This is a genomic window from Lactiplantibacillus plantarum, from assembly GCF_014131735.1.
Lineage (GTDB): Bacteria > Bacillota > Bacilli > Lactobacillales > Lactobacillaceae > Lactiplantibacillus > Lactiplantibacillus plantarum.
This window is the reverse complement of the sequence record NZ_CP039121.1, coordinates 2,581,205-2,594,219: the sequence shown is the minus strand read 5'-3', so window position 1 is coordinate 2,594,219 and position 13,015 is coordinate 2,581,205. Positions and strand designations below refer to the sequence as shown.

The following is a 13,015-nucleotide window of genomic DNA, read 5'->3' as shown; positions in this document are numbered from 1 at the left end:
TGGTCGTTTAGCTGTTACCTTAGTAGGAGCGCCAGGTCCATACGTTGCCTTGATCAAAACAAAATAGCGGTCCATTTCGACTTGTCAGAGTGTCTTGACGAATCGAAGTGGACCGCTTATTTATTTCGACGAATGGTTCTACAGTGCTTGAGTTGTCACGCAAGACAACTACACTGATTGGTCTATGCTGGTGTTACGTCGTTAACCACGTACTTGATTGGCTGATGTTGGGCCATCGCAATCACATTCTCCGCGACAATGGTAGCCATGCCATCGCGAGCTTCGACCGTTGCGTTGCCAAGATGAGGTGTCAAAATGACGTTGTTCATCGTGGCCAAACCAGGTGTGACTTGCGGTTCATGTTCGTAGACGTCGAGTGCAGCGCCAGCAATTTGATGTTGTTGCAGCGCCGTCACAAGTGCTTGCTCGTCGACAATTGGCCCCCGTGCGGCGTTGATGAGGAGCGCCGTGGACTTCATTTTGCTAAAAGCAGCGTTATCGATTAGATGGGTTGTTTGTGTGGTAAGCGGCAGGTGTAAAGTGACGATGTCGGCATGCTGTAAAAGTTCATCCTGGGAGACAAAGGTTGCGCCAAGTTGCGTTTCACGGCTAATCGGTAGGCGGTGGTGTTGGCTGTATAAGATGGGCATGTCAAAGGCGTGTAATCGTTTGGCAACGGCTTGACCAATTTGGCCAAGGCCTAAGATGCCGAGTGTCTTGCCTTGTAAGTTGTGGCCGAGAAAGAACAGTGGCGCCCAACCGTTAAAGCCGCTAGTTCGCATTAAGTGATCGCCTTCCACGATACGATGCGCTAGGCTGATAATCAAACCGACCGTTGATTCAGCGGTTGCGACCGCCGAAACGTTTGGCGTGTTCGTGACTGGAATCTGGCGCTTAGCTGCTGCCGCGATATCGATGTTATTAGTGCCAGCACCAAAATTAGCAATCAGTTTAAGGTGTGGGGCGTGGTCTAAGACATCTTGATCTACTTGAGTTGAGAGTGGGGTAATCAAAAAGTCGGCATCAGCGACTCGACGGATGAGTTCCGCGTGACTGATCAGGTTATCGCCGGTATAAGTATCAATGACTAACTGACTTTGTAAAAGTAACGTATTAGCTTGGGCTGGAAGCTGACCAGCAATAAAGACTTTTGTCATTATAGAGACTCCTTTTTACTTTTAAGTTCAAGGACAAGTAATATTGTCCGGGTAGTAATCCCTGCTTATGTGCAGTATGGGCTATTGCAAAACGAATGACAAGAAAACGAGCAAAAAAACTGGGCCAACGTCTAGTTAGCCCAGTCAAAGATATTAGCTTATTTTAATTTGTTGTTTTCCATAATATCATCGATCAAACCGTAGTCTTTAGCCTCTTGTGCGCTTAAGTAGTTATCACGTTCAGTATCATGGTTCAACTTTTCAACGGATTGTCCCGAGTTGTCAGCTAAAATCTGGTTGATCTTTTTACGAGTCTTCAAGATTTCTTCCGCAACAATTTCAATTTCCGTTTGTTGACCTTGAGCACCACCAGATGGTTGGTGAATCAAGATTTCAGAGTTAGGTAAAGCAAAACGCTTGCCCTTAGTACCAGATGAAGCTAAGACGCTAGCCATGGAAGCAGCCATCCCCATAACGATGGTTTGAACATCAGATTTGATGAAGTTCATCGTATCGTAGATTGCTAAGCCGGCAGTAACGACACCACCTGGTGAGTTGATATAGAGATAGATGTCCTTACCTGAATCTTGGGCATCCAAGAAGAGTAGTTGGGCAATAATGGCGTTTGCCATGTTATCTTCAATGGGACCGGATAACATAATGATACGGTCCTTTAATAGTCGTGAATAGATGTCATAAGCACGTTCGCCACGTGATGACTGTTCAATAACTGTAGGAACTGGATACATGATTTGTTAGCCTCCTAAGGTTGCATTATTTGATTAGCTGATTGCTAATATAAATGTAGTTTACCGCTAAGGTCAGTGAAGGTCAAAAGAAAAACCTCAAAAACAGAATTCCGTTTATGCAGTTAACGTGGTATACTTAGGTTTCTATCATAATACGGCTTGAGATTGGGTGAACCCAATCTCTTTTTTTCGACGATTTTAGTTAGTAGGCCTTGGATTAAGTGTTGCGTCTACCTTGGCTTGAAAACGATGTTCTCTTATAATAATGATTCAAGATTAAGCAGTAATGAACTTGCATATTCAGCACTAATGTGGTGATTTAAAAGTAGTCGACCCGCATAATTTTATTATCGCGATAGTAGGTGAATCAATTTACTGATAGTGACCCACAACGATGAGTCTAATAGAAGTTGGAAATTCGCACGTGAGCCGACATATTAAACGACTTGACCTTGTTGCTGGACTCAAGTTGCTCGCAACGAATTAATCAGTATCGGATGCATGAATGAAATTTACCATGATTAAAACGATTCTATAATATAATAACAATTGTAGTAATTATTATTTGAATAGTGTAAGTTTAGCTGTTATTAAATCTACTAAACGACTACACTGGTATATGGTTTACTTGAACTGATTACTTTTTGATTATTTTTACTTGGACGAGCGGGTATAGGTACTATTACTGACCCCGAAAGGATATTACTTGTTGTTTGGTTTAAATTAAGTTACCATATGGAGATGTGACTGGTATAGTCCAGTAGTTGTCACTTAAATAAATGCACAAAAAAAGCTGAGAATCATTTCTCAGCTACTGATGCGCCCGGAGGGAATCGAACCCCCATCTCAAGAACCGGAATCTTACGTGCTATCCATTACACCACGGGCGCCTAAACAACATATTATATTCTAGCGAATAATGGATAAAAACACAAGGGTTTTACATAAAAATTTATTCAGGGAGGTATTTTTATGGCACTGGGACCAGGATTTCGCCAGCAACAGCGGCAATCACAGAAGTTAGCGATGACCCAGCGACTACAACAATCCATTCAGATGTTGCAGTTTAATGTGGAAGAACTAAGAGATTTTCTAACGCAAAAAGCATTAGAAAACCCATTGATCGATGTGGATACAAATTGGAATAATAATCACGCCAGTTTGAACGCAGCCAAAAATGTAACCACTAAGGCGGATTTCATTGAGCGTGTGTCGACCTCTAATCAGCATTCGTTATTTGAATACTTGTTGGATCAGATTCACCTAACGATGCGTGATACCCATTTGCGTCAGATTGTCCTTTATTTAATTGAGTACGTTGACGTGAATGGTTATTTGCGGATTGATGAGAGGCAGGTTCGGCAAGAAACTAAGGCAACGCCAATTGAGTTGTTGGATGCAATTACCTTATTACAACAACTTGATCCGCCGGGTGTTGGGGCCCGGAGCTTGCAAGAAGCGCTGATGTTGCAGACAGAAAATGATGACCATGCACCGAACTTAGCCTATATTGTCTTAGAAGAAAGTTTTGACGAGCTGGTTAATCGACAATGGGACTTGTTGGCTAAGAAGTATCAGGTGACGCTTGCGGACATTTCAAGTATTTATGATTATGTGCGAACACTAACACCCGTACCCGGTGCGGCAATCGGGCAGGAGACGACCGGGTACATCTTTCCCGATTTAGTGGTGACGAATCAGGGAGGCCAGCTGGCATTGCGAACCGCATCCATGGCTCAACCGGTGGTTAAATTCCGCAGTCGGTATTATCAGCAGATGGGGCAGCATGATGATCAGGAAGTTACGGAATATTTGAAAGAAAAGAAAAGTGAGTATGACTGGATTGCTAACAGTTTGCAGCAACGCGAGGCAACCATTTTTCGAGTGGGAACGGCCATTATCGAGCGTCAAGCAGACTTCTTCTTGGAAAAAACGACGGATTTACGGCCACTATTGTTACGAGATGTTGCCCAACAGTTAAAAGTGCATGAATCAACAATCAGTCGAAGTATTAATGGAAAGTACATTCAAACGGACTTCGGTATGTTTGAACTTAAACGTTTCTTTACCAAAGCGGTCAGTAAACGTCCCACTGGTGGCAAAATCGTTTCGGCCGACAGTGTTCAACACCGAATTGTGACCTTGATCGAACAGGAAAATAAAGAAAAACCGCTTTCAGACCAAAAAATTGTTCAGATTCTTAATGCGGAAAATGTCGAACTTTCTCGGCGGACAGTGGCGAAATATCGCGAAAATCTTAATATTCCGTCGTCATCAAGGCGAAAACAATACTTGAGAACCGAACGATAATTTAACGCGCCATTTGGACCAGTCGGTTATAAGTTTAATTGGGGTTTCATTTGCAACCACCTTATGAACCTGTTATAATTCATGTTGTGGTAAGAGAGGTATGCAACATTGATTTCTTAGTGAATTTGCGTTGTGTGCTTTGTTTTTTGAAGTCTTTGGGTCGCTTTTCGACATAGCTGGACCAGACCCGTCCCACTAGAGAGCAGGTTGGATGCCATGCATTCAGATATTCAATGGATTGAGGCAATTGCCCCAGATATGGTTGACATGCTGAGTCGTCGTTACTTAGTATTAAGAACCATTAATTGGATGGCCCCAGTTGGACGTCGGCTATTAGCTCAGACGTTAGGTGTTAGCGAACGGACGTTACGGACCGAAACGGATACATTGCGGAAGCTAGATTTGATCATGACAAACAAATCGGGCATGCAAGTTACCCAGCAAGGTCAAGACGTGTTAGTAGGCCTAAGTCATTTTATGGATGAGCTAATGGGCATTCGCCAGAAAGAACGACAGTTGGCGCAATACTTTAATATTAAGCGTTGCATCATCGTTTCTGGTGATTCCGATCGACAGTTGAAAGTTATTGGGACCATGGGCGAAGAAGTGAACCAGCTATTACAGCAATTATTGCCGGAAGGGCGTAATATTATTGCTGTTATGGGTGGGCATACCATGGAACATGTGGCAAGTCACTTAACTAATAAATTAGGTGATAAACGTGATTTGTTATTTGTTCCGGCGCGTGGTGGTGTTGGTGAATCGGTTGCGATTCAAGCAAATACCATCGCGTCACAAATGGCACAACATACTGGCGGTAAGTTCCGCTCGTTGTTTGTACCAGAACAGGTCAGTGAACGAACGTATGAACCACTCCTCAAAGAACCAAGTATTCAAGAGGTGCTGGCGATTATCGGGCAAGCTAACGTGGTCGTGCATAGTATCGGTGAAGCCATTTCAATGGCCCATCGCCGGAATATGTCTGAGGATCAGATCAAGGTGTTACGCAGTCGTGAAGCGATTGGTGAAGCCTTTGGTTACTTCTTTGATAAGAAGGGTAACGTGGTCTACCGAATTCCACGGATTGGTTTGCAAATCGGAGAACTGGCCCATCGGGAGATTATACTCGCCATTGCGGGTGGGGCTTCAAAAGCCACCGCAATTGCCGCGTATATGAAGAACATTGCACCTAAACAGACGTGTTTGATCACGGATGAGGGTGCGGCTAACTTGATTTTAAAAAAGTAATCTTCTATAGTGAAGTTGCTTTTTAAAATAAAACTATTTTTATTTCCACAAGGAGGAAATTCTAGTATGTCTGTAAAAATTGGTATTAATGGTTTCGGACGTATCGGTCGTTTAGCATTCCGTCGTATCTTAGAACTTGGTGAAAAGTCAAGTGATATCGAAGTTGTTGCTATTAACGATTTAACTTCACCTGCATTGTTGGCTCATCTTTTGAAGTATGACTCAACTCATGGTACTTTGAACGCTGACGTTTCAGCAACCGACGATTCAATCGTTGTTAACGGTAAGAACTACCGTGTTTATGCTGAACCACAAGCACAAAATATTCCTTGGGTTAAGAACGACGGTGTTGACTTCGTTCTCGAATGTACTGGTTTCTACACTTCAAAGGCTAAGTCACAAGCTCACTTGGACGCTGGTGCAAAGCGTGTCTTGATTTCTGCTCCTGCTGGCTCAGACTTGAAGACCATCGTTTACAACGTTAACGATGACATCTTGACTGCAGATGACCGTATCGTTTCTGCTGGTTCATGTACTACTAACTGCCTTGCACCATTAGCATTCTTTGAAAACAAAGAATTCGGTATCAAGGTTGGTACTATGACTACTATCCATGCTTACACTTCAACTCAAATGTTACTTGACGGCCCTGTACGTGGTGGTAACTTCCGTGCTGCCCGTGCTGCCGGTGTAAACACTATTCCTCATTCAACTGGTGCTGCTAAGGCTCTTGGCTTAGTTATCCCAGAATTGAACGGTAAATTACAAGGCCATGCACAACGTGTTGGTGTTGTTGATGGTTCATTAACTGAATTAGTTGCTATCTTAGACAAGAAAGTTACTGCTGACGAAGTTAACGCCGCAATCAAGAAGCATACTGAAGGTAACGAATCATTTGGTTACAACGATGACGAAATCGTTTCATCTGATGTTATCGGTACTACTTTCGGTTCAATCTTCGATCCTACTCAAACAGAAGTTACTTCTGATGGTGACAACCAATTAGTTAAGACTGTTGCTTGGTACGATAACGAATACGGCTTCACTTGCCAAATGGTACGTACTTTATTGAAGTTCGCCACTCTCTAATATTTGATTAGATAGTTAAGAACTTTAAAACCGCATATGGTTTTGACGGCGGGGGGAGGCAAAACTCCTCTTGCCGTTTTTTTAATTTCAGCAGTCACGAATTCTAGGAGGATTTTAACATTGGCTAAATTAATCGTTTCAGATTTAGATGTTAAAGATAAAAAAGTTTTAATTCGTGTCGACTTTAATGTTCCAATTAAAGACGGCAAAATTGGTGACGACAACCGGATCGTCGCTGCCTTACCAACGATCAAATACGTGATTGAACATGATGGCAAAGCCATCTTATTCTCACATTTAGGTCGGATTAAGAGCGAAGACGACAAGAAGGGCTTAAGCTTACGTCCTGTTGCAGAACGTCTTTCAAACTTATTAAACAAGCCTGTTACCTTCGTACCTGTTACTGAAGGCGAACAACTTGAAACTGCCATCAACAACATGAACGACGGTGACGTCTTAGTTGTTGAAAACACTCGTTTTGAAGACGTTGTTAACGGCGAACAAGTTAAACGCGAATCTGGTAACGATCCTGAATTAGGCAAGTACTGGGCTTCACTTGGTGATGTCTACGTCAACGATGCTTTCGGGACTGCTCACCGGAGCCATGCTTCTAACGTTGGGATTGCTTCAAACATGGATCAAGTTGCCGCTGGTTTCTTAATGGAAAAGGAAATCAAGTTCTTAGGTGACGCGGTTGACAATCCTAAGCACCCATTCGTTGCTATCTTAGGTGGTGCCAAGGTTTCTGATAAGATCGGTGTTATCGATCACTTAATCAGCAAAGCTGACAAGATCATCATCGGTGGTGGGATGACTTATACGTTCTATGCTGCTAAAGGCATGGGCATTGGTAACTCACTTGTTGAAAAAGACAAGATTGAATTGGCTAAGTCAATCATCGAAAAAGCTGGCGACAAGTTAGTCTTACCTAGCGACTCAATCGTTGCTGAAAAGTTTGATAACGATGTTCCTAGCAAGGTTGTTGAAGGTTCAATTCCTGATGGCTACATGGCCTTAGATATTGGTCCTAAGTCAATCGAAGAATTCGAAGATGTTTTACGCGACGCTAAGACCGTTGTTTGGAACGGACCAATGGGTGTCTTCGAAATGAGCAACTACGCCAAGGGTACGCTTGAAATTGGTAAGTTCTTAGGAACCTTATCAGACGCAACGACCATCGTTGGTGGTGGGGACTCAACTGCCGCTGTTAAGCAACTTGGCGTTGGCGACAAGTTAACCCACATTTCTACTGGTGGCGGTGCTTCACTTGAATACCTTGAAGGTAAGGAATTACCTGGTATTGCTGCTATTTCTGAAAAATAATCTGTTCTCCGAAAGGAAGGTTTATCGTGCGTACACCTATTATTGCCGGTAACTGGAAAATGAACAAAACAGCTAGCGAAGCTTTAGCTTTCGTTAATGCTGTTAAGGATCAATTACCAGATCCATCAAAAGTTGAATCAGTCGTTGCTGCCCCAGCCCTTTTCTTACAGGAAATGGTTGAAGCTGCCAAGGGTTCTGATTTAAAGATTGCTGCTGAAAATGCTTATTTTGAAGATGCTGGGGCATTTACTGGTGAAACTTCACCAGCTGCCTTAGCTGACTTAGGCGTTGATTACGTTGTTATTGGTCATTCAGAACGTCGCGGTTATTTCCACGAAACTGACGAAGACATTAACAAAAAGGCACACGCTATCTTCAAGAACGGCATGAAGCCAATCATTTGCTGTGGCGAATCATTAGAACAACGTGAAGCCGGCGAAGCAGAATCATGGGTTTCAGGCCAAATCAAGGCTGCTTTGAAAGACTTATCAGCTGACCAAGTAAGTTCATTGGTTATTGCCTACGAACCAATCTGGGCCATCGGTACTGGTAAGACTGCTACGAGTGACCAAGCTGAAGAAATTTGTGCGGTTGTTCGTAAGACTGTTGCTGACCTTTACTCACAAGAAGTTGCTGATAAAGTTCGGATTCAATACGGTGGTAGTGTTAAACCAGCCAACGTTAACGAATTAATGGGCAAAGATGATATCGACGGTGGTTTAGTCGGTGGTGCTTCATTACAACCTGATTCATTCTTGGAACTTGTTAATTATCAAAATAACTAATAATAGTTATTGCAAGTTGATTGACAAACTTCTACAATAAGTGTGAAACAAATAACAAGCCAATTTTAAGGAGAGAAATTAATGTCTATTATTACAGATATTTATGCTCGCGAAGTCTTAGACTCACGTGGTAACCCAACTGTTGAAGTTGAACTTTATACTGAAAGTGGCGCATTTGGCCGCGGTATCGTTCCTTCAGGTGCCTCAACTGGTGAACATGAAGCCGTTGAATTACGTGACGGTGACAAGAGCCGTTTCATGGGCAAGGGTGTTACTAAAGCCGTTGACAATGTTAACAAGTTAATTGCTAAGGAAATTGTTGGTTACGATGTAACTGACCAACGTGCCATTGACCAAGCTATGATCAAGTTAGATGGTACTCCTAACAAAGCTAAGTTAGGCGCTAACGCTATCTTAGGTGTTTCCATTGCCGCTGCACGTGCTGCTGCTGACGAACTTGAAATGCCTTTATACAACTACCTTGGCGGATTCAACGCTCACGTTTTACCAACACCAATGATGAACGTTATCAATGGTGGGGCCCACGCCAACAACGACGTTGACTTCCAAGAATTCATGATCATGCCTGTTGGCGCTTCTTCAGTTAAAGAAGCTATCCGGATGGGTTCAGAAACTTTCCACAACTTGAAAGCGATCTTGAACGAACGCGGTTACTCAACTGCCGTTGGTGACGAAGGTGGTTTTGCGCCTGACTTGAAGAACAACGAAGAACCATTCGAAATCTTAGTTGAAGCTATCGAACGTGCCGGTTACAAGCCTGGTAAGGATATTGCCATTGCCTTTGACTGTGCCGCTTCAGAATTCTACAACGAAGAAACTGGCAAGTACGACTTAAAGGGTGAAGGCGAAAATGGTCAATCATTTACTGCCGAAGAATTCGTTGACTTACTTGACAGCATTGTTGACAAGTACCCAATCGTTTCTATCGAAGATCCTTTGGATGAAAACAACTGGGAAGACTGGCAAATGGCAACTACCAAGCTTGGTAAGAAAGTTCAAATCGTTGGTGACGACTTATTCGTTACGAACACGGACTACCTTGCAAAGGGTATCAAGATGGGCGTTGCTAACTCAATCTTAATCAAGGTTAACCAAATTGGTACTTTAACTGAAACTGTTGAAGCTATCGAAATGGCTAAAGAAGCTGGCTACACTGCCATCGTTTCTCACCGTTCTGGTGAAACTGAAGACACGACCATTGCTGACTTAGTTGTCGCAATGAACGCTGGCCAAATCAAGACTGGTTCAATGAGCCGTACTGAACGGATTGCTAAATACAATCAATTAATGCGGATCGAAGACCAACTTGAAAGCACTTCAGAATACAAAGGTATCCACGGTTTCTACAACTTAGACGAAGCTGCACGGAACACCATTACTAGCAAGTAATTTGAAGTTCTAATGAAAACGTCGTTCCGATGGGACGGCGTTTTTATTATACATAATTTAAGGAACATCTGTTTGAGTTTAGGGTCTAGGGACGGACGAGTCGTGGTAGAATAGAAACATGCGTATTTTGAGTAAGGAGCGAGCAGAATGGATGACTTTCAGCAACAAATTAATGAGTGGTCTGATTGGCAAGGACTGCAACTGAATGCCGGTGCTTTTGAACCGGTGATTCAAAAAATTTATGCCAGTGAAAATGAGCCTTATAAAACGCCAGAACCCGTTGCGGATAAGTTGGCCGCCCGCTTTACGGTCGGACCCACCCAAATCGCGATTTTTCCACCCAGTGAGGTTATCCCCCAAACTCGGGCCTATTATCAGGCGGAACGTTTTGGACTGACCCGGATGGCTCGATTGAGCTTGGGTGCTCCGCGTCTATTGCATGCGGGCTTCATTTTTGATAAGTACCAGTTCTACTACGTGATTTATCAGCCACTACAAGGTCTGACGCTAACTGAATTTTGCGCAACGGCTAAGCCCCTTGCTAAGTCAACACTGGGGCGCCAGATTGGGACGATGTTGACGCGACTTAATACTGAAGTTCCTGCATTTGGGCCAACCGCTGCCCAATCAACCGAGTGGGATACACTGGGCCCCGACTTTGTTGCCGAGCGTACGGCCTGGCTACAAGTACACACCGTAACGCCTAATCAATTTGTTCATGGCAATCTAGTGGGTGGGAATTTAATTGTGACTAGTGGTGAATTAGGTTTACAGCGATTCAGTGCCGCCCATCAAGCTGCAAAACAAACGGAATTAGTCCCGCTAATTTTGCAAGCATTTAATGATGATACTGACTTATTGGCTGGATTTAAGGAAACTTATCAAACTGACGACTTAGAAAAGGATCTGTTATTAGGTTTGTTATTACGCGTAGATGGACCACAGCAGATTCAGGCATTACATCCTGGAGCGCCCGTGACGTTAGCGGCCGTCCAGCAAGTGATTGCACAACGATTATCATGATTAAGAGGGGGAACTCATGGTGGCACAGCGGCCGCACATTGCAAAACAACATTTTGACTTTACACGGTTCAGCTCGATTGGCCGGGCATTAATTGTCGGTGTGATTGCTGGGATCGTGGTTAGTATTTTTCGTTTCAGCATCGAGCAGGGACTGAGGTTCGTTCAATGGGTGTACGCACAAATTCATACAAATTGGCTACTGCTCTTTCCATGGATAGGCTTGTCTGTGGCTGTGGCGTTCTTTGTGGGTTGGTTAGTTAAGAATGAACCGAATATTAAAGGGTCTGGCATTCCACAAGTTGAGGGTCAATTAGCTGGCGAGCTTGATTATAGTTGGTGGTCAGTGCTCTGGCGCAAGTTTGTCGGTGGTATTCTGGGCATTGGTTCTGGACTGTTTCTCGGCCGCGAAGGCCCCTCGATTCAATTGGGAGCTACGATTGGTCAGGGTGTCGCGTCGAAACTCAAACAGACGGGATCAGATCGACGCTCCTTGATTGCCGGTGGTGCAGCAGCTGGCCTTTCAGCGGCCTTCAACGCACCGATTGCCAGTACGTTATTTGTTCTGGAAGAGGTTTATCATAATTTTTCACCAATCATTTGGACCACCGCATTAGTTAGTGCGATGGCCAGTAATTTTATTTCGCTCAATTTTTTTGGCCTTGTACCAGTATTACACATTCCGTACGGCCATAACCTTCCGTTGAGTCAATATGGCAATCTGATTGGGCTCGGGATTTTTCTCGGTATTTTCGGTTATCTATATCAAAACGTGACGCTGACGATGCCAAATTGGTATGCCAAGTTGCGGTTGCCCAGTTGGTTGGATGGCTTGGTGCCATTTTTACTGGTGATTCCGATTGGATTAATTTGGCCGCAGCTATTAGGAGGCGGCAATGCTGTTATTTTGAATTTGGCCGCAGTAACGCCAGCGTTACTCGCCTTGTTAGGAATTTTCGTGTTACGGTTTACCTTTTCTACCATTTCATATGGATCTGGTTTGCCGGGGGGCATCTTCTTGCCAATCTTGTCACTGGGCGCCATCTTAGGTGCAATCTATGCCCAGTTCATGGTTGCCGTTGGTTGGATGCCGACGAACTTGATTCCGAACTTTATTATTTTTGCAATGGCTGGATACTTTGCCGGCATTGGTAAAGCACCGTTTACCGCAATTTTATTGATTACTGAAATGGTCGGGACACTACACCACTTGATGCCATTAGCAGTCGTTTCGATGACGGCCTACTTAGTCGTGGATCTCTTAGGCGGCGCTCCGATTTATGAGGCTTTGCTAGAGAAGTTAATTCAGCCGCGGTTACCGGAACATAGCGGTATCCAGGATCGGTTAGAATTGCCGATCTTTGAAGGCTCTAAGTTAGAGGGCCATCAAGTTCGTGATTTTAAATGGCCAGCAGAGTCATTATTGATTGCTATTCGCCGCGGGGAGCGTCAAGTGATCCCGCATGGCGACACCTTGATGCGGGCTGGTGATACCTTAATTATCTTGACTGACCGGGATAACCGTGCGTGGGTGCGCCATCAAATCGCACATTTAACGGTCGCGACGCCCTGAGCACTAAACAAAGCAACGAATTGTTCAGGATACTGGAAAAATAAGGCAAAATATGTTAAATTGTTATAGACATAGCGGAGGCTTTAGGAGGCACATTTCTTGTATAATTTATTGTTAACGTTAATACTGGTTGTTTCCGTTTTGATTATCATTGCGGTGATGATGCAACCATCCAAAACTAATGATGCCATGTCTTCATTAACCGGTGGTGCTGATGACTTGTTTGCCAAGCAGAAGCCCCGCGGTTTTGAAGCGTTCATGCAGAAGGTAACCGTGGTATTAGGAATCGCATTCTTTATCCTGGCGTTAGCTCTAGCATGGTACTCATCGAAGTAATTGACCGTCCTCCTG

The 13,015-nt window shown here is 43.8% G+C and carries 11 protein-coding genes and 1 tRNA gene; 9 read left to right on the top strand and 3 right to left on the bottom strand.

The window, feature by feature from the left end:
- Positions 1 to 182 precede the first annotated feature (182 nt).
- The 3 genes from E5260_RS12240 to E5260_RS12230 form a co-directional block, all read right to left on the bottom strand.
- On the bottom strand, positions 183 to 1,157 hold the full coding sequence (locus E5260_RS12240) for a 2-hydroxyacid dehydrogenase family protein (RefSeq protein ID WP_003641040.1): 975 nt from the start codon (positions 1,155 to 1,157) through the stop codon (positions 183 to 185).
- A 158-nt stretch (positions 1,158 to 1,315) separates the two neighbouring features.
- On the bottom strand, positions 1,316 to 1,906 hold the full coding sequence (gene clpP, locus E5260_RS12235; RefSeq protein ID WP_003641041.1) for an ATP-dependent Clp endopeptidase proteolytic subunit ClpP: 591 nt from the start codon (positions 1,904 to 1,906) through the stop codon (positions 1,316 to 1,318).
- Positions 1,907 to 2,724: 818 nt separating this feature from the next.
- Positions 2,725 to 2,796 (bottom strand) — tRNA-Arg (locus E5260_RS12230).
- Between the two features lie 82 nt (positions 2,797 to 2,878).
- Here E5260_RS12230 and rpoN point away from each other — a divergent pair.
- The 9 genes from rpoN to secG all read left to right on the top strand — a co-directional run bounded on the left by rpoN (position 2,879) and on the right by secG (position 13,000).
- The gene (gene rpoN, locus E5260_RS12225; RefSeq protein WP_003641042.1) at positions 2,879 to 4,216 is read left to right on the top strand and encodes an RNA polymerase factor sigma-54; all 1,338 of its coding nucleotides are present in this window, start codon (positions 2,879 to 2,881) and stop codon (positions 4,214 to 4,216) included.
- A 216-nt stretch (positions 4,217 to 4,432) separates the two neighbouring features.
- Positions 4,433 to 5,464 (top strand): sugar-binding transcriptional regulator, encoded by a 1,032-nt coding sequence (locus tag E5260_RS12220; protein ID WP_003641043.1) that lies wholly within the window; start codon positions 4,433 to 4,435, stop codon positions 5,462 to 5,464.
- 66 nt (positions 5,465 to 5,530) lie between these two features.
- Entirely contained in the window at positions 5,531 to 6,553 is a 1,023-nt protein-coding gene (gap, locus tag E5260_RS12215; protein ID WP_003643974.1) for a type I glyceraldehyde-3-phosphate dehydrogenase, read from the top strand.
- A 120-nt stretch (positions 6,554 to 6,673) separates the two neighbouring features.
- Positions 6,674 to 7,876 carry a phosphoglycerate kinase gene (locus tag E5260_RS12210; RefSeq protein WP_003641045.1) on the top strand — a complete coding sequence of 401 codons (1,203 nt, stop codon included), beginning with the start codon at positions 6,674 to 6,676 and terminating at the stop codon, positions 7,874 to 7,876.
- A 26-nt stretch (positions 7,877 to 7,902) separates the two neighbouring features.
- Positions 7,903 to 8,661, top strand: coding sequence for a triose-phosphate isomerase (gene tpiA, locus E5260_RS12205; protein WP_003643975.1), 759 nt, complete (start codon positions 7,903 to 7,905; stop codon positions 8,659 to 8,661).
- Between the two features lie 81 nt (positions 8,662 to 8,742).
- Positions 8,743 to 10,071, top strand: a complete 1,329-nt coding sequence (gene eno, locus E5260_RS12200) for a phosphopyruvate hydratase (protein ID WP_003641047.1) — start codon at positions 8,743 to 8,745, stop codon at positions 10,069 to 10,071.
- A gap of 147 nt (positions 10,072 to 10,218) precedes the next feature.
- Positions 10,219 to 11,094 carry a phosphotransferase family protein gene (locus tag E5260_RS12195; protein WP_003641048.1) on the top strand — a complete coding sequence of 292 codons (876 nt, stop codon included), beginning with the start codon at positions 10,219 to 10,221 and terminating at the stop codon, positions 11,092 to 11,094.
- A gap of 16 nt (positions 11,095 to 11,110) precedes the next feature.
- Complete coding sequence (locus tag E5260_RS12190) at positions 11,111 to 12,664, top strand: ClC family H(+)/Cl(-) exchange transporter (RefSeq protein ID WP_003641049.1); 1,554 nt, start codon at positions 11,111 to 11,113, stop codon at positions 12,662 to 12,664.
- Positions 12,665 to 12,763: 99 nt separating this feature from the next.
- The gene (gene secG / locus E5260_RS12185; protein WP_003641050.1) at positions 12,764 to 13,000 is read left to right on the top strand and encodes a preprotein translocase subunit SecG; all 237 of its coding nucleotides are present in this window, start codon (positions 12,764 to 12,766) and stop codon (positions 12,998 to 13,000) included.
- Positions 13,001 to 13,015 lie beyond the last annotated feature (15 nt).